The 22,178-nt window shown below is 72.6% G+C and carries 14 protein-coding genes; 7 read left to right on the top strand and 7 right to left on the bottom strand.

What is annotated here, in order from left to right:
• The first annotated feature begins 1 nt into the window (after position 1).
• Together ACIBJE_RS17915 and ACIBJE_RS17910 are read left to right on the top strand one after the other, a co-directional pair.
• Complete coding sequence (locus ACIBJE_RS17915) at positions 2-604, top strand: cysteine hydrolase family protein (RefSeq protein WP_396749553.1); 603 nt, start codon at positions 2-4, stop codon at positions 602-604.
• 185 nt (positions 605-789) lie between these two features.
• Complete coding sequence (locus tag ACIBJE_RS17910; protein ID WP_396749550.1) at positions 790-2,433, top strand: PP2C family protein-serine/threonine phosphatase; 1,644 nt, start codon at positions 790-792, stop codon at positions 2,431-2,433.
• 123 nt (positions 2,434-2,556) lie between these two features.
• Here the strand turns inward: ACIBJE_RS17910 and ACIBJE_RS17905 are convergent, their stop codons facing one another.
• From ACIBJE_RS17905 to aceA, 3 genes are all read right to left on the bottom strand, one after another.
• Positions 2,557-3,933 (bottom strand): glycosyltransferase family 2 protein, encoded by a 1,377-nt coding sequence (locus ACIBJE_RS17905; protein ID WP_396749547.1) that lies wholly within the window; start codon positions 3,931-3,933, stop codon positions 2,557-2,559.
• Positions 3,934-4,268: 335 nt separating this feature from the next.
• On the bottom strand, positions 4,269-5,870 hold the full coding sequence (aceB, locus tag ACIBJE_RS17900) for a malate synthase A (RefSeq protein WP_396749546.1): 1,602 nt from the start codon (positions 5,868-5,870) through the stop codon (positions 4,269-4,271).
• Complete coding sequence (aceA, locus tag ACIBJE_RS17895) at positions 5,867-7,138, bottom strand: isocitrate lyase (RefSeq protein ID WP_396749544.1); 1,272 nt, start codon at positions 7,136-7,138, stop codon at positions 5,867-5,869. Before aceA ends, aceB begins: the two co-directional genes overlap by 4 nt.
• Positions 7,139-7,321: 183 nt before the next feature.
• Here aceA and ACIBJE_RS17890 point away from each other — a divergent pair, with 183 nt between their 5' ends.
• A complete protein-coding gene (locus tag ACIBJE_RS17890; RefSeq protein ID WP_396749541.1) occupies positions 7,322-8,716 on the top strand; it encodes a short-chain fatty acyl-CoA regulator family protein in 1,395 nt (464 codons plus the stop codon).
• Positions 8,717-8,773: 57 nt separating this feature from the next.
• Here ACIBJE_RS17890 and ACIBJE_RS17885 read toward each other — a convergent pair whose 3' ends face one another.
• Complete coding sequence (locus ACIBJE_RS17885; protein ID WP_396749539.1) at positions 8,774-10,153, bottom strand: M23 family metallopeptidase; 1,380 nt, start codon at positions 10,151-10,153, stop codon at positions 8,774-8,776.
• A 212-nt stretch (positions 10,154-10,365) separates the two neighbouring features.
• Here ACIBJE_RS17885 and ACIBJE_RS17880 point away from each other — a divergent pair, with 212 nt between their 5' ends.
• The gene (locus ACIBJE_RS17880; protein WP_396749537.1) at positions 10,366-11,130 is read left to right on the top strand and encodes a M23 family metallopeptidase; all 765 of its coding nucleotides are present in this window, start codon (positions 10,366-10,368) and stop codon (positions 11,128-11,130) included.
• Here the strand turns inward: ACIBJE_RS17880 and ACIBJE_RS17875 are convergent.
• The gene (locus tag ACIBJE_RS17875) at positions 11,100-11,375 is read right to left on the bottom strand and encodes a S8 family serine peptidase (RefSeq protein ID WP_396749535.1); all 276 of its coding nucleotides are present in this window, start codon (positions 11,373-11,375) and stop codon (positions 11,100-11,102) included. The genes ACIBJE_RS17880 and ACIBJE_RS17875 overlap by 31 nt on opposite strands.
• Before the next feature lie 220 nt (positions 11,376-11,595).
• Between ACIBJE_RS17875 and ACIBJE_RS17870 the strand changes: the two genes are divergently transcribed.
• Entirely contained in the window at positions 11,596-12,843 is a 1,248-nt protein-coding gene (locus ACIBJE_RS17870; protein ID WP_396749532.1) for a four-carbon acid sugar kinase family protein, read from the top strand.
• A gap of 33 nt (positions 12,844-12,876) precedes the next feature.
• Here ACIBJE_RS17870 and ACIBJE_RS17865 read toward each other — a convergent pair whose 3' ends face one another.
• Positions 12,877-14,982 (bottom strand): beta-N-acetylglucosaminidase domain-containing protein, encoded by a 2,106-nt coding sequence (locus ACIBJE_RS17865; RefSeq protein WP_396749530.1) that lies wholly within the window; start codon positions 14,980-14,982, stop codon positions 12,877-12,879.
• A gap of 192 nt (positions 14,983-15,174) precedes the next feature.
• On the opposite strand from ACIBJE_RS17865, the gene ACIBJE_RS17860 reads away from it, so the two are divergent.
• Both ACIBJE_RS17860 and ACIBJE_RS17855 read left to right on the top strand, forming a co-directional pair.
• Complete coding sequence (locus ACIBJE_RS17860) at positions 15,175-16,227, top strand: LacI family DNA-binding transcriptional regulator (RefSeq protein ID WP_396749528.1); 1,053 nt, start codon at positions 15,175-15,177, stop codon at positions 16,225-16,227.
• Positions 16,228-16,406: 179 nt separating this feature from the next.
• Positions 16,407-19,442, top strand: a complete 3,036-nt coding sequence (locus ACIBJE_RS17855; RefSeq protein ID WP_396749525.1) for an alpha-mannosidase — start codon at positions 16,407-16,409, stop codon at positions 19,440-19,442.
• Between the two features lie 117 nt (positions 19,443-19,559).
• Here the strand turns inward: ACIBJE_RS17855 and ACIBJE_RS17850 are convergent, their stop codons facing one another.
• On the bottom strand, positions 19,560-22,079 hold the full coding sequence (locus ACIBJE_RS17850; RefSeq protein ID WP_396749523.1) for a hypothetical protein: 2,520 nt from the start codon (positions 22,077-22,079) through the stop codon (positions 19,560-19,562).
• Positions 22,080-22,178 lie beyond the last annotated feature (99 nt).

The following is a 22,178-nucleotide window of genomic DNA, read 5'->3' as shown; positions in this document are numbered from 1 at the left end:
CATGCCCGAGTTCGATCCGGCCCGCACCGCCGTCGTCAACGTCCACTGGCAGCACGAGGTCGTCAGCCCGCAGGGGGCGTTCGGCCCCTACTTCGCCGAACAGGTCATCCGCCACCGCGTCGCGTCGTACGCCGCCCGGGTCGTCGCGGCGACCCGGTCCCGGAACGGCCTGGTCGTCTACACCCAGACCGTCCACCGACCCGGCTACCCGGACCTGATCGCCAACACCCCCCTCTTCGCGATGGTCTCCGAGCACCAGGCCTTCCTCGGCGGCACCCCGCAGGCCCAGATCATCGACGAGCTGGCACCCGAACCGGAGGACGTGGTCGTCCACCAGGTGCGGCTCAGCGGCTTCTTCGGCACCGAGCTGGACACCGTCCTGCGGGGCAAGGGCATGGAGACGCTCCTGTTCACGGGGGTGGCCACCAACCTCGCGGTCACCGACACCGTGTTCGACGCGATCAACCTCGGCTACCGGCCGGTGATCGTCTCCGACGCCTGCACCGCCGCGACCGACCAGGCGCACCAGGCGAGCCTGGAGACGCTGGGGCTGCTCTGCCCGGTGGTCAGCACCGAGGACGTCGTCCGACAACTGTCCGGCTGACCCGCCCCTGCCCTCGGCACCGCCGCAGCCCAGCGACGACACCGCGATCCTCGTCCTGCACGTCCCGGCCCTGCCGGACTGACACCCCGGGCCCGCCGATCGTCCCCGACGACATGGCCGCACCCGACGGCAACGATCATCGGTGCGATCCCGCCACACCCCACCGGCAGGGCTATGGTCGGCCGGTGGACGAACTCTTCGACGCGGCGGGGCCGCTGCGGTCGGCCTACTCGCGGGTCGACTGGGCGGGGACCCCGCTCGGCCCGGTGCCCGGCTGGAGCCGGGCGCTGCGCGCCGCCGTCGACATCACCCTGCACACCCGGTTCCCGGTGACCCTGTTCTGGGGCCCGGAGTTCGTCATGCTGTACAACGCGGCCTACGTCGACCTGATCGGGCACAAGCACCCGGCGGCGCTCGGGGCGCCGGCAGCCCGGGTGTTCCCGGAGATCTGGGACAAGATCGGGCCGATGCTGGAGTCGGTGCGCGCGACCCAGCGGGCCACCTGGACCCGGGACATGCGGCTCCTGATGGACCGGCACGGCTACCCGGAGGAGTGCTTCTTCACCTTCTCCTACTCCGCTGTCCGGGGCACCGACGGGCAGGTCGAGGGTGTCGTCGACATCGCGTCGGAGACCACGGGACAGGTGCTGTCCCAGCGGCGGCTGGTCGTGCTCGCCGAACTCACCGACACCCTCGGGGAGTTGGACGAGCCCGACCAGATCCTCGACCGGGCGGTGACGGTGCTTCGTAGGGACCCCCACGACCTGCCCGACGTGGACGTCCTCCTGCCCCGCGCGGCCGGTGTCGTCGCCGGCAGGCCGTTGCCCCCCGTGTCGCCGACGGTGTTCGACGCGGGCGACGTCGTGGTGGACAGCTCGGCCGGGACCACGGTGGTCTGGGTCCGGTTGCCCGACGCGTCCGGGATGGCCGACGACGCGGTGCTCGTGGCGCGACTGAGCCAGCACCTGCCGATCGACGAGGGATACGTGCGGTTCGTACGGCTGGTCGGCGCGGCGGTGACGCAGGCACTGCACCGGGCGCAGACCCGACAGGCCGAGCGCCGGGTGGCGAGCCTGGAACGGGAGCTGTCCGAGAAGCTGCAACGCAGCCTGCTGACCCCGCCCGCCCAACGCGAGGGCCTGGAGGTGGCCGTGCGGTACCGGCCGGCGACCGAGCGGGCCCGCCTCGGCGGTGACTGGTACGACTCGTTCCTCCAGCCCGACGGATCTCTCGCCCTGGTCATCGGCGACGTCGCGGGCCACGACCGGCAGGCCGCCGCGACCATGGCACAGATCCGGAACCTGCTGCGCGGGGTGGCGTACGGCGCGCGGGAATACCCGGCAGCCGTACTTGCCGGTCTCGACACGGCGATGATCGGCCTGCGGGTCGACGCCTTCGCCACGGCGATCCTGGCCCGCGTCGGTCGGGACGAGCAGCAGGTCCGACCCGGCCACCACACCCTGGTCTGGGCCAACGCCGGCCACCTGCCACCCGTGCTGGTCACCCCCGAAGGAAGCGCCAGCCTGCTGCAGACCCCGCCGGAGGTGCTGCTCGGCTTGGACAGCGACGCCGTGCGCAGTGATCACCGCGTCACCCTCGCCCCGGGCAGCACCGTCGTCTTCTACACCGACGGCCTGATCGAACGGCGTGGCACCGTCCTCGACGAGGGCCTCGCCGACCTGACCGGCACCCTGGCCGGCCGGCACGGGTCGACCGCCGAGCAGATGTGCGACCACCTGCTCGACCGGTACCCGGCCAGCGGCGAGGACGACATCGCCCTGGTGGTGCTGCGGGTCCCGCCGTCACCGGCCGCCGTCCCCCACCGCTGACGTACCCCTGCCGGCCGCGCCGGTGGCGGTGGACGTTCGGCGTGCACCGTGCCGCACCGCACACCGCGCAGAACGTCCTAGGCAGCTATCCCGGCGCGGTCCGCAGCCCGACCACCGTCCCGTTCAGAACCGTCGCCGCCGCCGGGCCGTGCCGGCGGCACGCAGGCGCAGCGCCCAGCACCCGTCGGGCTGCTCGGCCTCCAGCACGGTGACCTCGAAGCTGTGCCGCAGCGCCCGCGCCAGGTACCGCACCTGCTCCGGACCGGGCGGCGGCCCGGCCGAGAGAGACGTGTCCGTGCCGACCAGGTAGACCTCCGCGCCCAGGCGGGTCGACGAGGCCAGGAACGAGCAGAGTTCCTGCCAGTGCAGGTAACGCCAGAAGTCGACGCTGACCACGGCGTCGAGACTGCCGGGCGTGATGGGCGGGTCGATCCCGATGAGGTGGTAGTTGCGTCCTCCGGCCGGGACGCCGTAGTCGAACGTGACGGCCCGCTCCCCGAGGGGCACCTCGGCGGTGCCCGTGCCGATCCACAACGTCCGGGAACCGGGCAGGCGGTCCCTGAGCCAACGCCATGCCGGCGCGATCCGGCACGCCCGGCGGTCCACGCAGTCCGCGATGGCCTCCCGGTACCGGGCGAGGATCTCCGCCGAGTAGATCGTGTCGACGACGCCGACGAACTCCCAGTCGACGCTCGGGTACTTGGCCAGGATCATCCTGCGGTTGCCGGTGTAGTCCTGGAGGTTCTGCTGCATGTTGCGGTAGTGCGGCAGGTGGTAGACCAGCGCGTCCGGGTCGTAGCGGAACGCCCGGTTCTCCGGGCCGAGGTGACGGTCGATCCGGTAGAACAGCTCGGTGTCCTCCCACCCCCAGCGCGTGCCGAAGTCCTCGTCGAACCCACCGACCGCGTTCACCACCTCGCGCGGCGCGGAGACGTTGTGGCCGTGGGCGAACATCCACATGGCACCCAGCCAGTGGTCCCCCGTCGGCATCCCGTTGGGAAAACGCATGTCTCCCCCGTCGTCGGCGCGGTGATCCGAGTCCGGCGTGACCGGCCCACCGGCGAGCACCGCGTCGAGGTGCCGCCGGCCGAGTTCGTTGCGTCTGCCGATCAGCACGTGGGGCGTGCCGGAGGAGGCGTGGAAGGCGACGTGTCGTTCGAGGAGGGTCGGAATCGCGTACGAGTCGCTGTCGAGGAACAGGATGGTGTCCCCGGTGGCGCGTCGGATGCCCTCGTTGCGGGCCCGGGACCGTCCACCTCGGGCCGGCAACTCGACGATACGGAGATCCAGGGCCTTGCCGTGGTCGGCCACGGCGGTGTAGTCCCCCGCCCCCTCGGCTCCGCCGTCGCGCACCACGATCACCTCGAACCGGTCAGCCGGTAGTGACTGCCGGCTCAGCGAGCGCAGCGTCAGCTCGAGGCTCTGGGCGTCCTTGAAGGTCGGTATGACGACGCTGAGCGATGGCGCGTGCCCGCCTGTCCGCGACGTCGGCGTTCCCATGATGTGCGGTTTCCTTCCCGGTCGGTGGTGCCGGCGACGGGCGTCGTGCCGCCGGGCAATCGCTCCCCTGCCTCCGGTCGTCGTGGTACCGGGCCCGGCAGGGAAGCCTCGTTGGTCGGGGTTGCGGTCCCTCCGTGTCGAGCTGACGTCCCTTGTGCGCGGTCGCACGGCGGCAATGTAGCTACCCACCCCGGCGAGATGAAATTCCTTCATCTGAATCTTGGCGAAAACTTGATCTGTCGAGACGGCTCGATCCGCCACCGGTCACGGCGTGCACGCGCAGGAGCCGGGGAGGGCGATGCCCTCCCCGGCTCCTGCGCCGGTCGTGTCCCCGGTCAGGCACCGGCCCGGTGGGACGGTCCCAGGTGCCGGGCGTACGCGTCGGTGGTGAAGAACGCCGGCAGGTCCTCGCCGAGCGCGGTGTCCTCGAAGACCCGCGCCGCCGCCTCGGCGCGCTCCCGCCCGGTGTCGTCCCGTCCTCCGACCAGATCGGCCAGTTCCTCGGCGAGGATCGACCGGACCAGGTCCCCGGTCACGCAGCCACCGTCGGCGAGTGGGGTGCCGTGGTGCAGCCACTGCCACACCTGGCAGCGGGCGATCTCGGCGGTCGCCGCGTCCTCCATCAGGTTCCACAGCGCCACCGCGCCGGTGCCACCGAGCCAGGCGTCGACGTAGCGCAGCGCCACCGCGACGTTGGACCGCAACCCGGCGGCCGTGACCTGGCCCGGGGTCTTGTCGACGGCCAGCAGGTCGGCCGTGGTGACCTGCACGTCGTCGCGGTGGCGGTCCACCTGGTGCGGGCGGTCGCCCAGCACCGCGTCGAACACCTCACGGCAGACCCCGACCAGGCCCGGGTGGGCCACCCAGGAGCCGTCGAACCCGCCGGCGGCCTCGCGCTGCTTGTCGGCCCGCACCCGGGTCAGGGCGGTCTCGTTGACCGCCGGATCACGGCTGGGGATGAACGCGGCCATCCCGCCGATCGCGTGCGCGCCACGCTTGTGACAGGTCTGCACCAGCAGCTCGGTGTAGGCGCGCATGAACGGCACGGTCATGGTCACCTCGGAGCGGTCCGGCAGGACGAAGTCCGGCCACTGCCCGAAGTTCTTGATCACGCTGAAGATGTAGTCCCACCGGCCGGCGTTCAGTCCCGCCGAGTGCTCACGCAGCTCGTACAGGATCTCCTCCATCTCGAACGCGGCGGTGATCGTCTCGATCAGGGTGGTGGCCCGGATCGTCCCGACCGGCAGGCCCAGGTAGTGCTGGGCGAAGACGAAGACGTCGTTCCAGAGCCGCGCCTCCCGGTGGGTCTCCAGCTTCGGCAGGTAGAAGTACGGGCCGGCGCCGGCGTCGAGCTGCCGACGCGCGCAGTGGAAGAGGTAGAGCCCGAAGTCGACCAGGCTGGCCGAGACCGGCCGCCCGTCGACAGCGATGCCCTTCTCCACGAGGTGCCAGCCGCGTGGTCGGACCACGATCGTCGCCAGGTCCGCGCCGAGGGCGTACCGCTTGCCGCGCGCGTCGGTGAAGTCGATCCGCCGGTCCAGTGCGTCGATCAGGTTGAGCTGACCGCCGATGACGTTGTGCCAGGTCGGCGCGGTGGCGTCCTCGAAGTCGGCGAGCCACACCCGGGCACCGGAGTTGAGCGCGTTGACGGTCATCTTGCGGTCGGTCGGCCCGGTGATCTCCACCCGCCGGTCGACCAGCCCCGGTGCGGGCGACGCCACCCGCCAGGAGGGGTCGGCGCGGACGTGCGCGGTCTCCGGGAGGAAGTCGGGCAGCTGGCCGGTGGCGTACCGGGCCCGGCGGGCCCGCCGGGTGTCCAGCAGCGCCACCCGGCGGGCGGCGAACTCGCTGTCCAGCGCGACCAGGAACTCCAGCGCCTCGGCGGTGAGGACCTCGTCGAAGCGGTCCGCCAGCGGACCGATGATCTCGTACCTCATGCGAACTGCTCCTCTTCCGTGGAGCCGCGCAGGGCGGTGGTCTCGGCGGCCGGGTTGAGCACGGTGCTGATCAGGTCGAAGTAGCCGGTGCCCACCTCACGCTGGTGCTTGACGGCGGTGTATCCGGCCGCCTCGGCGGCGAACTCCCGCTCCTGGAGCCCGACGTAGGCGGGCATGCCGTCGGCGGCGTAGCCGCGCGCCAGGTCGAACATCGAGTAGTTCAGGGCGTGGAAGCCGGCCAGGGTGATGAACTGGAACTTGTACCCCATGTGCCCGAGCTCCCGCTGGAACTTGGCGATGGTCGCGTCGTCGAGGTGCTTGCGCCAGTTGAACGACGGCGAGCAGTTGTAGGCGAGCAGCTGGTCCGGGTACTGATCCTTGATCGCCTCGGCGAAGCGGCGGGCGACCTCCAGGTCCGGGGTGCTGGTCTCCATCCAGAGCAGGTCGGCGTGCGGGGCGTACGCCAGTCCACGGGCGACGCACGGCTCGATGCCGTTGCGGACCCGGTAGAAGCCCTCGGCGGTCCGGTCGCCGGTGACGAAGGGCCGGTCCCGCTCGTCCACGTCGGTGGTGAGCAGCGTCGCGGCCTGCGCGTCGGTCCGGGCGATGACCACCGTCGGCACCCCGGCCACGTCGGCGGCCAGCCGCGCCGCCTCCAGGGTGCGGATGTGCTGGCCGGTGGGGACGAGCACCTTGCCGCCGAGGTGGCCGCACTTCTTCTCGGCGGCGAGCTGGTCCTCCCAGTGCACCCCGGCCGCACCGGCGGCGATCATCGCGGTCATCAGCTCGTACGCGTTGAGCGGGCCACCGAAGCCGGCCTCGGCGTCGGCGACGATCGGGGCCAGCCAGTCGGTCCCGTTGCCGTCCCCCTCGGCGGTGGTGATCTGGGCGGCGCGGAGCAGGGCGTTGTTGATCCGGCGCACCACCGCCGGCACCGAGTTGGCCGGGTAGAGGCTCTGGTCGGGGTAGGTGTGACCGGCGAGGTTGGCGTCCGCCGCCACCTGCCAGCCGGAGAGGTAGATCGCCTTCAGGCCGGCCCGGACCATCTGCACGGCCTGGTTGCCGGTGAGCGCGCCGAGCGCGTGGACGTAGTCCTCGCTGTGCAGCAGCCGCCAGAGGCGGTTCGCCCCGTGCCGGGCGAGGGTGTGTTCCTCCTGGATCGCGCCGCGCAGCCGGACCACGTCCTCCGCGCGGTAGCTGCGCCGCACTCCCTGCCAGCGCCGGTCGTTCTCCCATTCGTGGCGCAACTGCTCGACCGCGGTCTGCATGGTCCTCGCTCCCCTCGGGTGCCGGTGTGTCGGTGTGCCGCCCACGGTCACACGGGTCTGCCGGGCGGGTCGAGGGGCGGAAGAAGCCAATTATTGAAAAGTCCGCACGCCGTTTTGCAAAGTTGCGAATGATCTGATTCACAGCAGTGTTAATGTCGACGGACCAGGCCCGACACAGGGGAGGTGAGGACGATCACCAAGACCTTCGCCGGTGCCCGGCTACGCCGGATGCGAGAGGACCGCGCACTGAGCCAGGCGGATCTGGCCCGGCTGCTGAACATCTCGCCGAGCTACCTCAACCAGATCGAGCACGACTCCCGCCCACTGACCGTCCCGGTGCTCATGCGCATCACCGAGGTGTTCGGCGTCGACCCGACCGTCTTCGCCCCGCACGACACCCCCCGGCTGGTGGCCGGGCTGCGGGAGGCGCTGGGCGGCCGGATCGGCATCGCCGACCTCACCGAGCTGGCCAACCGGCTGCCCGAGGCGGCCGAGGCGGTGCTCGAGCTGCACCGCCGCCACCAGCAGCTCGACGAGCAGCTCGCCGAGCTGGTCGGCGACCGGGACCTGGTCGGCCGCAGCCCACACGACCAGGTCACCGAGTTCTTCTACCGCCGGCAGAACTACGTGCCCGACCTGGACGAGGCCGCGGAGCAGCTGGCCGCGCGGATCGGGCTGCGCCGTGGCGAGGTCCGCGCCGTCCTGCGGGACCGGCTGGCGCAGCGGCACGGGATCCGGGTCTCCCGCGAGGCCGCCGGCCAACTCGGCGGCGAGCTGCACCGCTACCGCCCCCAGACCCAGACCCTGCACCTGTCCACGTCGCTGCGCGGCGGGCAGGAGGCCATGCGGATGGCCGCGCAGATCGCGCTGCTGGAATACGCCGACGTGATCGACGAAATCGTCGAGGAGGAGCGGTTCGACGACACCCAGACGCAGATCCTCACCCGGGTCGGTCTGGCGAACTACTTCGCCGCGGCGCTGATCCTGCCGTACGGACAGTTCCTGGCCGCCGCCGAGCACCGCCGGTACGACATCGAACTGCTCACCGAGCACTTCGCGATGGGTTGGGAGACGGTCTGCCACCGGCTCAGCACGTTGCAGCGGCCCCGGGCCCGGGGCGTGCCGTTCTCGTTCGTCCGGGTCGACCGGGCCGGCAACATGTCGAAACGCCAGTCGGCCACCGGTTTCCCGTTCTCCCGCACCGGCGGCACCTGTCCGCTGTGGAACGTCTACGAGGCGTTCAGCTCGCCCGGACGGGTGGTCACGCAGGTCGCCGCCATGCCGGACGGCCAGCGCTACCTCTGGATCGCCCGCACGATCACCCGCCACCACGGCGGCTACGGCCAACCGGGCAAGGTCTACGCGATCGGGTTGGGGTGCGAGATCCGGCACGCCGGCCGGCTGGTCTACTCGGCCGGGATGGACCTGCACGCCGCCGAGGCCGCGACGCCGATCGGGCCGGGCTGCAAGACCTGCGAGCGGATGAGCTGCCCCCAGCGGGCCGCACCGCCGATCAGCCGGCGACTCGACTTGGACGAGAACCGCAGCACCTTCATCCCGTACCCGCTCAAGGACTGAACCGGACGGCGACCAGGCGGACGGGGTCGTGCTCCGGCCCCGCCCGCCGACCGGCCGTCAGGCGGTGTAGAGGAGCTTCACGCCGCCCAGCGTCAGGGCGGAGACGGTGGAACCGCGTACGCCGGAGTTCAGGTTGCGCCAGCCGTTGTCGCTGGCCGCCTCGTGCACCACACCGCCGGCCACCGTGTAGACGTGCTTCACGCCGTTCACGTTGATCGCCGCCAACGCCGAACCACTCACCCCCGAGATCCCCGAATTCAGATTCCGCCAACCGGTGTTGCTGGCCGCCTCGTGCACCCAACCACCGATCACGGTGTAGACGTGCTTCACGCCGTTCACGTTGATCGCCGCCAACGCCGAACCACTCACCCCGGAAATCCCCGAATTCAGATTCCGCCAACCATTCGCACTCGACGCCTCATGCACCACACCACCGACCACCGTGTAAACGTACTTCACCCCGCTGACGCTGATCGCCGCCAACGCCGAACCACTCACCCCCGAGATCCCCGAATTCAGATTCCGCCAACCATTCGCACTCGACGCCTCATGCACCACACCACCGACCACCGTGTAAACGTACTTCACCCCATTCACGGCGATCGCCGCCAACGCCGAGTTGCTCACTCCGGAGATGCCGGTCCAGAGGTTGCGCCAACCGGTGTTGCTGGCCGCCTCGTACACCCGGCCGTCCTGCACGGTGTAGACGATCTTGACGCCGTTCAGCTCGATCGCGGCGGTGGCCGAGCCGACGACCGGGCCGGCCGCGCCGCTGACCGGAAGCGCCCGCCAGCCGGCGTTGCTGGCCGCCTCCCACACCTGCCGGGCCGCCGAACCGCAGTTGTTGCTGACCACGCTTCGTGGTGCCGAGACGGGCCCGGAAACGTAGAGCGGGCCGGTGTGCGGACTCCCGTCCGAGGTGATGCCGGACGGGACACCGTTGAACCACGCCTCGCTCCTCACCCCGTCCCGGAGCTGCTCGTAGTGCAGGTGCGGGCCGGTGGAGTTGCCGGTGCTGCCGACCCGGCCGATCTGCTGCCCGGTGGCGACCCACTGGCCGGCACGGACCGGCGGGGTCTCGATCATGTGCATGTAGGACGTCCGCCAGCCGCCACCGTGGTCGATGACGACGTACCAGCCCCCGCCGTTGCCCCAGCCGGAGAAGACCACCGTGCCGCTGGCGGAGGCGAGGATCGGCCGGCCGCTGGAGGCGCCACCGTTCCAGGTCATGTCGATGTCGTAGTCGTCGTGGCCGTAGTAGGTGGCCAACCGCCACGACTCCCCGCAGGGGAACGGCAGCTGGAAGTCCGGCCGAGGGCCGGCCGCCTGGGCCGGCGTGACGAGCGCGGCCGGGCCGACCGCGGGCACCACCGGGACCGCGACGGCGGCGAGCGCCAGGCCCGCCACCGCGAGGACACGGGAAACGATGCTCCTCATGGAGCTCCCTTCCGGGCTGATCAGAGATCGAGACAGGTGACGACCATACCGCCGGACGATCACCGTCGATATCGACGACGATCCCGACGCCCCCCGACCGTTGACCATGACGCATCCACTGCTGTACATATAGGTCGCCCTTGGTGCCGTCTCGCCGCAGGGTCTCCGACGGACGCCCGTGTGGCGCTCGACGCGAGGAGGGATGGCAGTCAATGGCAACGGATGACGCCCAGCCCGGGTGGGGCGACGACGGTCGCCCGCCGACCGTGGGCCGCCGGGAGTTGCTGCTCGGGACGGCGGCGGTGGCCGGAGGCGCCGCATTCGGCGGTCTGCTCCCGGCGGGTCCCGCACTGGCGGCACCGGTGATCTACAACCCGTTCAGCGGCTACCGGATCACGGACGGCTGGCAGGAGCACCTCGACCGCGGTTCGGCCGGGGGCATCGACTTCGCGATGCCGGTCGGCACGAACCTGCCGGCCTGCGGAGCCGGGACGATCTCGAACATCCCGAACAACGGCACCGGCGGCCACACCGTCACGATCCACCACGCGGACGGATACCGCAGCCAGTACATGCACCTGTCGCAGTTCCTGCTCGCCAACGGCGCCTCGGTGACGTCGGGGGCCATCGTCGGCAGGTCCGGCGGCGCGGCCGGCGCTCCCGGCTCCGGCTCCTCCACCGGTCCGCACCTGCACTGGCACATGATCGATCCGGCGGGTCGCCGGATCAACCCGCTGACCTACGTCAACCCGACGAATCCGCCGCCGTTCAACCCCTGGAAGGACACCATGAGGCTGATCCAGTCCACGAACCGGGGCATCGCCCTGGTCGGCCCCGGCTACTTCCGGCAGTTGACCACCAACGAGGAGGTGCACGCCGCGGTGGCGCTGGTGGGCAGCCCCCTGGTCGGCAACGACCGGCAGTTCGACCTGTGGCGCAGCATCGCCTACGACGGCCAGGTCAAGGCCCCGTCCTGAGCACGGCACCGCCGGCACCGAGGTCCGACGCGGCGTGCCGCCGCGCACGCCGGCGAAGCCTTTCCGGCGAGGTCGGGGTGGTTGTCGTCGATGCCGCTGTCGAGCACCGCGACCTTCACCCCGGTGCCGTCGTATCCGGCGGCCCAGGCGGTCGGCGTCCCGATCATCCGCACGTTGGTGTCCAGCTCGGACTCGCGGACGCCGTCCGCCCAGATCTTGACGGCGTCTCCCCAGCTCAGCCTCATGATCTGGGGAGTCGCTTGTGAATTCACCATGCGTGGGAGCGCGTCTTCCGCACGAGGTTCCGCCGGTCGTTCTGCCGGGACGCCGGGCCGTGGTCGTGCTGCGGTCGGGGCGCCGCGCCGCTGCCGATCGGCTAGCGTGTGCGCCGTGCCCGGAAGGCTCCGACCCGAGCCGCTCCGGCGACGAGACGGTACCCGGCGAGCTGACGGGAAAGAGGGCCACGTGGCGAAGACGGTCGTACTCGACGACGACCCCACCGGCACCCAGTCGGCCAGCGGGGTCCGCGTGCTGCTGCGCTGGGACGCCGACCGGCTGACCGAGACGCTGCGCGCCGTGGACGCGGTCTACCTGCAGACCAACTCCCGGGCGGTCGACGCGGCGACCGCCGTGGCGCTGTGCCGGCGGATCCGCGCCGAGACCGAGACCGCCTCCGCCGCCCTCGGCGAGCGGGTCGACGTGGTGCTGCGCGGCGACTCGACGCTGCGCGGGCACGTCTTCACCGAGACCGACGTCTTCACCGGCGACGACACGCCGATCCTGTTCCTGCCGGCGTTCCCGGCGGGTGGGCGGACCACCCTCGACGGGACGCACTACGTGCTGGTCGACGGCGAGCGGATCCCCGCGCACCGGACGGAGTACGCGGCCGACCCGGTCTTCCCGTTCCACCACGGTGACCTCGTCGGCTACGTGCGGGAGATCGGTGCCCGAAAGGCCGTGTCGGTGCCGGTCGACCAGCTGCGGGCCTCGCGGGGCGCGGCGGTGACGGCGGCCCTGCTGGCGTCACCCGGCCGGGAGGTGGTGGCCCCGGACGCCGAGACCGACACCGACATCGACCTGGTCCACCGGGGACTGCGCGCGGCGCGGGAGCAGGGCCGGTCCGTGGTGGTCCGCTGCGCGGCGCCGCTCGCCGCCCGGTGTGCCGGCGCGGTCAGCACCGGTCTGCTGCCCCGGCCGGTGCACGGCGGCCGGGGGCCGGTCCTGGTCGTCTGTGGCTCGCACACCTCGGGGGCGACCGCCCAACTGGCCGAACTGTGCCGACGCCGGGGCGTCGCCCCGCTGACCGTCGACACCGAGGCCGCGCTGCGCGACCCGGTGGCGGCGGGGCGGGCCGTCGTCGCGGCGGCCGGACGGGCCTTGACCACGGACGGCATCGCAGTGGTCGGCTCCGAGCGGGTGCGCCGCAGCCATCACGACACGCTGGCGCACGGCGAAGCCGTGATGACCGCGTTGACGACGGTGGTCCGCGAGCTGTCCGGCACCGCACGCGTGGTGGTGACCAAGGGCGGGATCACCTCGGCCGAGGTGCTCGGCACGGGTCTCGGCGCGGACGCCGCGACCGTACGCGGGCAGGTGCTCCCCGGCGTGTCGGTCTGGGACCTGGACCGCACGGTGACCGCGGCGACCTGCGTGATCGTGCCGGGCAACGTCGGTGCGCCGGACACCCTGGCGGAAATCGTCGAGGCGATCTGAGGGGTACGGCGGGGCGAGGTGGTCCGGCCCCCGTCAGCCGCCGGCCGGCGTCGACCGCCCCTCGGGCGTCCCGGCCGGGGCACCGAGCCGCTCCACCGGCGACCGGACAGCGGCGGGGCCGGCCTGGCGGGGGATCCGGGTGAACAGCGCGTCCACGGCGGCCGACACCAGCGCGTGCCCCTCGGGGGTGACCAGCCACGGGGCCGGTCCGTCCACGCTGAGGAAGACGCCGATCCGGCGCGCGGGTGCGGGCGACCCGTCGGCCAGCTCGGCGCCGGCCGCGTAGTGGAAGAGGGCGGCCCGGTCCTCGTCCGTCACCCGGGCCACCACCCTGGCCTGCGGCCCGATCTCGGCGACGGTGAGTTTCCCGGGACCACGGTAGACCGGTACGTGGCCGTGGAACCCGGCGGCGACCGGGTCGTCCGGCGCCACGATCCGGATCTTGTCGTGCAGCAGCAGGACGGCGCTGCCGCGGGCGAGCCCGAGCGGGACGAGCCCGTGCCAGGCCAGCAGCGGCACCCCGACGCGCGCCACGGCGTCGATCGCGTCGCCGTCGGCGCCCCGGGTGACGACCACCGCCACGGCCTGATCGAGGTCGGCGACCGACGGCGTGCCGACCGGACGCACCCGGTACCCGTGCCGCTCGCACAGCCCGGCGACGACCTGGTCACCGGCGGTGGGTCGGTCGCCGGTGACCAGCAGGACGTACGGCCTCGCGTCGGTGCCGGCCGGGGCGGGGGCCGTCCGGCGCAGCACCTCCCGCACGAAGGGCGGGATCACCGGGCGCAGCAGGTTGGCGTGGTGGCTCTCGGCTTCCGCCAGCGCCAGGCCGGCCTCCTCCCGCAGCGCCTCGATCCGCTGGTCGGACGCGGTCGGGGTGGCCGTCGGGCGCCCGGTGGTCGAACCTCCCTCGGCGAGGAGGTCCGACGTCGCGCTGCGGAGCAGGCGTACGGCGGCGAGGCCGGCCCGCGCGCCGGACGCTCCGGCCGTCAGCCACGGCCGCAGGGCCGTGACCAGCGGCTCCGGCTCGGCCGCCGCCGCGCAGCCCCGGGCCAGTTCGTCCAGCCGGGTGGTCAGCACGTCCAGGGCTGCCGGCGACCCGGCGAGGGCGTCGTCCATCGCCTGGAGCAGTTCGGGATCCTGTGCCGCGCTCGGCGGCCAGGCGCTACAGGCCCGGACCAGGGGTTCCAGGTGGCCCGCCCCGGCTCCGGCGACGGTGGCCAGCGCCCGTCGGGCCGATACCGCCGGGTCGTACCGGCCCGGGTCGCGCGCCCAGTCGGCGACGGACGCGAGCGGGATGCGCGACGGCACGGCCTGCACCATCGGGTTGGCGAGGACCCCGACCAGGGCGGAGCCGGCCAGGTCCGTCGCCCGGCCGGTGAGCGGGCCGAGGAAGAGCCGGCTCGGCTCGTAGTCGTTGACGGGGTAGTTGTCCCAGAGCACGAGGGGACGCCGGTAGCTGGCCGCCGCCCGGTCGACGTCCTCCCGGGTGATCGCGCCGACCACGATGTCGGGCCCGGTCCAGGCGACGACGACCTCCGGCGGGGCGGTTTCCGCGAACTGCTGCCGGTAGGCGGAGGTGTCGGTGCCGGCGTAGTCGGTCGGGCAGACGAGCAGCGGCTCCCGGATGCCCCGGGGTGTGAGGACGTCGGCGACGAACCGGGTGCACGCCTCGCCGTGCGCCGCGCCCGCGCCGGGCCAGCGGTCCCGCTCCTCCGGCCGGCTCAGCTCGGTCGGCACGTCGTCGAAGAACAGCGCGAACGACTCGACTCCGGCGTCCCACAGGGCAGCGGTCTTCGCGGCCAGTGCCCGGTGGTCCGCGTCGTCGGCGAACCGCATGGTGAGCCCGGGGCTGATCGCGTAGACGAAGCGGATGTCGAGCGAGCGGGCGCGTTCGGCCAGTGCGGCGAGCTGGCGGAGTTCGTCGGCCGGGTACGTGTCCCGCCAGCGCGCCCGGTGGTAGGGGTCGTTCTTCGGCGCGTAGACGTAGGTGTTGAGGCCGACGAGGGCGGAGAACTCCAGGTGGGCCAAGCGCTCCGCGGGTGACCAGGGCGGGCCGTAGAAACCCTCGACGGTGCCCCGCAGCGGCAGTGCCGCACCGCGGCCGGCGGGAGAGGCGGACGGTGGGGCGGCGGACATGTGGGAACGTTATCAGAGCGGCCCACGGCAGGCGCCCCGGCGGGTTTGCGCCCGACTCCCCGCGAGCGCAGACTGTGCCCCGGGGCACGTGGCCGCCGATCACGCGAAATGCGCTTTCCGGAGCCGGTGCGCGGGACACTGGTGGGCGTGACCGACGCAGGACCGACGCGACCGAGGCGGACAGGTGATCAGGTGAGGAGCGGGCTGGCGGCGCCCGAGGGGTTCGATCCGGCCCGGCGGCCGACCATCCGGGAGGTCGCCGACGCGGCCGGGGTGTCCCGGTCGACCGTGTCCCGGGCGTTGACCGGTCGCGGCTACGTGGCGCCGATGGTCCGGGACCGGGTCCGAGAGGTCGCCCGCGAACTGGGCTACGTGCCCGACGCGACCGCCCGGCACCTCCGCCAGCAGGCCAGCCAGTCGATCGGTGTGCTGGTCTCGGACCTGAACAACCCCTTCTACGCCGGGCTCGCCGCCGGCATCAGCCAGCAGGCACGCGACCGGCGGTACACGATGATGCTCGCCGACGGCGGTGGCTCCCCGGAGGTGGAGGCGGAGGTGGCCGAGGCGTTCGTGGCGCTCCGGGTCGCCGGGGTCCTCGTCACACCCGTCTCGGCGGGGGTCAGCACCTACCTGATTCGGCAGCAGATCCCGGTGGTGGAGGTGGACCGGCGCTTCGCCGCCGGCGCCTGTGACGCGGTCATGGTGGACAACGAGAGCGCGGCCCAGAACGTCACCGCCCGACTCCTGGAGCTCGGCCACCGCCGGATAGCGCTGGTCATCGACGAGATGCACTGGACCACCGGCCAGAACCGGCTCGCCGGTTACCGGGCGGCCTTCGCCGCCGCCGGGGTGCCGGCCGACGACTCGCTCGTGGTGCGCGCCGGGTGGGACGTCGAGGCCGCCCGCAAGGAGGCCCACGTCCTGCTCGGGCGGGCCGAGCCGCCGACGGCGATCTTCGCGGCCAACAACGTCCTGGCGGAGGCCGTCTGGCGGGCCGCCGCCGAGCTGGGTCTGTCGATTCCGGACCAGCTCAGCCTGGTGGCCTTCGACGACGTTCCGTGGATGAGCCTGGTCCGGCCCGGCGTGACCGCGGTGGCCCAGGACCCGGTCGCCCTCGGCGAGGCGGCCGTCACCCAGCTCTTCGAGCGCATCCGGTCGCCGCTCGCGCCGGCGCGGACGGTGCTGCTCTCGGCGACGGTGACCTCGCGGGGGTCCACGGCCCCGCCACCCCAGCCGGCGCACTGACCCGGGGAACCCCCGCGTCCGGGTGCCCCGTCCGCAAGGGACCGAAGCTACCCGACGGGCGTCATCCTGACCAGACCGTTGACTCTCCGCGTCGCATGACATAGACATGCGCCCACATGATTCGCCGTGTGGCCACGATCCCACATCGAGGTCCCCGACACCCCTCGCGGAGTTTCCGGATGCACCGGTCGCTGTCCAGCCTGACCCAACGGATCGAACGCGCGCTCGACGAACGGCTCGTCCCGGCGATCTACCGGGACGTCGAACCGGTACACGTCGAGGCGGCGCACCTGCCCGGCGAGCCGATACCGGCCCGCGAGGGGCTGACGCTGGCGTACCAGCCGTTCACGGTGGGCCAGCCGTGGGGGCCGGCCTGGAGCACCACCTGGTTCCGCTTCACCGGCGAGGTGCCGGAGCGGATGCGCGGCGGTCGGGTCGAACTCCTCGTGGACCTCGGCTTCGAGAAGGCCGGGCCGGGGTTCCGGTCCGAGGGGCTGGCGTACACGGCGGACGGCACCCCGATCAAGGGCATCGAGCCCCGCACGGCCTACGTGCCGGTCGCACGGCCGGCCGCCGGGGGCGAGCGGGTCGAGGTGTACGTCGAAGCCGCCGCCAATCCCCGCTTCACCGGGGTGGTCACCCCGCTCGGGGACCGGGAGACGGCTCCCGACCTGCCGCTCTACCGGCTCGACCGGGCAGAGCTCGCGGTCCTCGACGAGGAGGTGCACGCGCTCGTCCTGGACGTCAAGGTGCTGCACGAACTGGCCCTCACCCTGGCCGAGACGGACCCGCGCCGGCACCAGATCCACCGCGCCCTCGAACTGATGCTCGACGACCTCGACGTCGCCGACGTCTCCGGCGGGGCCGCCGCCGCGCGCTCCCGGCTGGCCGGTGTGCTCGCTGCCCCCGCCGTGCCGAGCGCCCACCAGGTCTACGCCGTCGGTCACGCCCACATCGACTCCGCCTGGCTCTGGCCGGTCCGCGAGACCATCCGCAAGTGCTCGCGGACGTTCTCCAACGTGGTGGCGCTCGCCGACGAGTACCCGGATCTGGTCTTCGCCTGTTCCTCCGCCCAGCAGTACGCGTGGACGCGTCAGCACCACCCCCAGGTCTACCGCCGGGTGGCCGAGAAGGTGGCGAGTGGACAGTTTGTCCCGGTAGGCGGGATGTGGGTGGAGTCGGACACCAACATGCCGGGTGGCGAGGCCATGGTGCGCCAGTTCACCCAGGGCAAGCGCTTCTTCGCCGCCGAGTTCGGCGTCGAGCCCCGGGAGGTCTGGCTCCCCGACTCGTTCGGATACTCCGCGGCGCTGCCCCAGCTCGCCCGGCTGGCCGGCTTCCGCTGGTTCCTCAGTCAGAAGATGTCCTGGAACCAGACGAACCGGTTCCCGCACCACACGTTCTGGTGGGAGGGCATCGACGGCAGCCGGGTCTTCACCCACTTCCCACCGGCCGACACCTACAGCTCCGAGCTGTCCGGGCGGGAACTGGCGTACGGGGTGAGCAACTTCGCCGAGCACGGACGGTCCACCCGCTCCCTGCTGCCGTTCGGCTACGGCGACGGCGGGGGCGGCCCGACCCGGGAGATGCTGGAGACCGCCCGTCGGGTCGCCGACCTGGAGGGATCGCCCCGGGTCCGCGTCCGGCCTCCCGCCGAGTTCTTCGCCGAGGCGGAACGCGAGTACCCGGACGCGCCGGTGTGGAGCGGCGAAATGTACCTCGAGTTCCACCGTGGCACCTACACCAGCCAGTCCGCCATGAAGCGCGGCAACCGGCGGACCGAGCACCTGCTCCGCGAGGCCGAGTTGTGGTGCGCGACGGCGGCGCTGCGCGCCGGACACCCGTACCCGTACGAGGAGCTCGACGCGATCTGGCAGGACACCCTGCTGCTCCAGTTCCACGACATCCTGCCCGGCAGTTCGATCGCCTGGGTGCACCGCGAGGCGCGGCAGACGTACGCGCGGCTGGCCGAGCGCCTGGAGGCGCTCATCGGGCCGGCGCTGACCGCGCTGACCGGCCCCGGGACGGTGCCGTTGGCCGGCAACGCCGCACCCCACGACCACGCCGGGGTGCCGGCCCTCGGGCTGGCCGTCCCCGAGGCGGCCGAGGCGCCCGAGGTGTCGGTGCGGACCGGACCGGACGGCACGGTGCTGGACAACGGCCTGCTCCGGGTGACCGTCGGCGCGGACGGGACGGTGTCGGCGATCCGCGACCTGGTCGCCGACCGGGAGGTGCTCCGCGCGGGCGCGGCGGCCAACGTCCTCCAGCTGCATCCGGACACGCCGAACCGGTTCGACGCGTGGGACGTCGACGAGTTCTACCGCAACCGGCGTCAGGACCTGACCGGCGTCACCGAGCTGGTGGTCGAGACGGACGACCCCCGGCAGGCCCGGGTCCGGGTGACCCGCCGCGACGGGGACTCGGAGTACGTGCAGACCGTCTCGCTGGCGGCCGGCGAGCGGGTGCTGCGGTTCTCCGCCGACGTCGACTGGCAGCAGCGGGAGACGTTGCTCAAGGTGGCCTTCCCCATCGACGTGCACGCCGCGCACTCCAGTTCGGAGATCCAGTTCGGTCACCTCCAGCGGCCGACCCACACCAACACCTCGTGGGACGCGGCGAAGTTCGAGATCTGCGCCCACCGCTGGCTGCACGTCGGCGAACCCGGGTACGGCGTGGCGCTGGTCAACGACGGCACGTACGGCCACGACGTCACCCGCGACCCACCCGGGGACGGCCTGGGGGCGCGGGGCACCACCGTGCGGCTCTCGCTGCTGCGCGGTCCGCGCTACCCCGACCCGGACACCGACCGGGGCACCCACCGTTTCGGGTACGCGCTGGTCTGTGGCGCGGAGATCCTGGACGCGGTCCGCGAGGGCTACCGGATCAACCTGCCGGCCCGCCGACACACCGGCGCGGCTCCGGTCACCCCGCTGGTCGAGGTGTCGAACCCGGCTGTCGTGGTCGAGTCGGTGAAGCTGGCCGACGACCGCTCCGGCGACGTGGTCGTCCGGCTGTACGAGGCGCTCGGCGGACGTGCCCACGCCCGGCTGACCGCGTCGTTCGACCTCGCCCGGGTCGACGTCTGCGACCTGCTCGAACGGTCCGACGCCGAGATCGCGGCGCTGGCCCCGATCTCGGCCGAGGGTAGTGCCGTCGACCTCACGTTGACGCCGTTCCAGGTGGTGACGCTCCGGCTCACGCCGACCGGTCGCTGAGCCCGGCCGGGGCGGGGGATCCTCTCCCCCGCCCCGGTCACCGGCTCTCCGGCCCGTCCGCTCGACGCCCCGCCGCTTTCGCCCTCCGGCGCGTCTCCCCGACGTCGTCCTGCGCCGCTACCGCGCGGGGTCACCGGCCGGCCGGATCGCCGGGTCGGCCGCTTCGGCGCGGCGCAGGACGACGTCGGCGACGCCGTACCCGTCCACCCGCACGGAACCGCCTCCGATCACCCCCGGGCCGTCCCAGTCGACGGCCGCGTCCACCGGTTCGGCACCGACGTTGCGCAGGCGCACCCGCACCGCCCCGTCGCCCGTGGGCCGCACCTCGGCGAGCAGCCGGTCCGCCGGCTCCACCCGCAGTCCGCCGGTCCGGGTGACCGGGCCGTCGTACTGTCGCGCCTGGAGCGGTTCGAGCAGGTCACGGCCGTGGAGCCGGACCCGTTCCCGGGTCACCGGTGAACCGCTGGCGGCGAACCGGTAGCGGTAGCGCCAGGTCCCGTCCTGGGTGGCCTGGAAGTTGGTGAAGTGCAGGTTGTTCATCAGCCAGCTGTTCACGTGTCCGCCGGTCGTGCTCAGGGTGCGCGCCCACCGGCCGGTGTGGAAGCCGCCGACCTGCACCAACGGCGCGTCGAAGCTGCCCCAGAGGACGCCGTGCCGGGCGTTGGTCACGCCGAGGGCGTGTTGGACGGAGTACCAGTCCCGGCTGGTGTCGGGGAGTTGTTCCGTGCCGGCGGCGTACACCGCACCGGCGGTCTCCAGGAGGAACTCCGGGTCCGGTACGTCGAACGGGAACGCCACGAAGACGCTCTCCGGCTCGTGGCGGACCGGTTTGACGAGGTGCACGTCGAGATCCACCACATCCACCTCGCGGTAGATCGTCAGGGTGACCGTGGCCGGCGGAAGACCGGACGGCGTGACCTGCCAGGTGATCGTGGCCAGGTCGTCCGACTCGGCGATCTCGGGCTCCCCCTCCCCCACGGCGACGAGCCGGTCGAAGTCCGGACCGGGGTTGTCGGGGTGGAAGTCCTTCGGTGACCGGGTCACCATCGGGTGGTCGCACCCCGGAGGAATCCGCTCGAGGACGATCGCGCCCAGTCCGTGCCCGACGGTCGGGTCGACCAGTTCCCGGCCGTCACGGAGGTCGACCAGGGACACCACGCCGCCCCGGGTCGGGTCCACCACGGCCCGGTAGACGCCTTTGGTGACCTCCCGGCCGGGTCGGGGTTCCGGCAGCGGCGCGGGCACCGGCAGCAGGGCCGTCCCGAAGGCCGGTGCCCGGGCGACGAGGCGGGTCCGCCGGACCCGGTCGACCTCGACGTCGAGGGGTTCGACCCGGTCCCGCGCGGTGGGGTTGACCACCAGGATCCCCTCGCGCGGACCGGGTCCCCCGGCCTCGGCCGGTCCGCTCGCCGCGAGCCGGAACATGCCCTCGATCGCCAGGTCCCGGGCCAGGTCGTAGGCCTGGTAGGCGAAGCCGGCCTTGGCGTTCCAGTGGGAGTGGTTGAACGTCGAGTTCGGCTTCGCGTACGTCTCCCAGGAGCCCCAGGTGTGCTCGCCGAAGAGCAACAGGTCCTCGTCGACCCGGGCCAGGTCCGCGACGATCTCGGGTTCCTCGCGCAGGCGGACCGGGCCGCGCCGGTAGCCGAGGACCTGCGCGAGGGCCGGGCTGCCGTCGCCGCGCAGCAGGGCCAGCCCGAGGCTGGTCTGGGCCGCGCGGGCGAAGGACCGCGCCTCCCGGTAGACGGCCACCTCGCGGGCGGTGGAGCCGTGACCGTGCGCCCACCAGTCCGACCACTCTCCCCGGACGACCGGGACGTCCGCCGCCCTGGCCTGCGGCTCCAGCAGGTCGAGGGCCTCGTCCACGGTCGCGGTCCGCATCGGCGGGTTCCCGGGTGTCGCGTTCCAGTGCCGCACCACGTCCAGGAACAGCGGGGTCGGCCAGCGGTTGTCGTTGGCCGCGTGGACCACCGCGATGTCGTAGGGGTAGTCCGGGCGGGCCGCCAACCGCTCGACGAAGGACGCGACGTGCCGCTCGGCGGCGACGACGTCGCCGTCGATGATCCCCCACTGCTCGCCGAAGCCGTAGTGGGTGGAGAGCCACACGAAGATCCGGCCTCCGCCGGGCCCCTCCCACCAGAATCCGGTCGGCTGTTCGTACGGCGCCCGGCCATGGTCCGGGTTGAGCGCCATCACCAGCCGGGACAGCCCGGCCCGGCGCATGGCGTCGACCGTGCCCCAGGCGATGCCGTTGACGTCGCCGTGCTGTTGCGTCCGCACCGGGATGCCGGCCGCCCGGAGGGCGTCGAGCGCGTCGTACGCCGCGTCGAACTCCGCGTCCGACGGCAGCTGGGTCATGTTGAGGTAGCCACCGGTCACCGCGACGCGGCCCTCGGCGACGAACCGGCGCAGCCGATCCACCTCGGACGTCTCGGCGTCGGCGAGGAAGCGCAGGACCGGGCGCGCCACCTCGAACGTCCACCGGAACCGGGCGGGGTCCGGCCCGGACTCAGCCTCGCAGAGACGCAGCACCTCGGTCACGATGTGTCGATGCTGACCGTCCACGATGCGGGGGCTGTTGGTGTAGCCGACGTCGTGGTGGGTGTGCCCGACGAGGAGGATCTGGCGGATGGGCGGCATTCAAGGCCCCTTGGGTGTGGTAACGATGTCATACCGATCCAACTCGACGTTCGTCAGTACGGCAAGCCCAGGGGCAGGATCCGAGCTGCACACGTAGCC

It is taken from the genome of Micromonospora sp. NPDC050187 (genome assembly GCF_044459745.1).
Classification (GTDB): domain Bacteria; phylum Actinomycetota; class Actinomycetes; order Mycobacteriales; family Micromonosporaceae; genus Micromonospora.
This window is presented reverse-complemented; position numbering and strand designations above follow the sequence as displayed.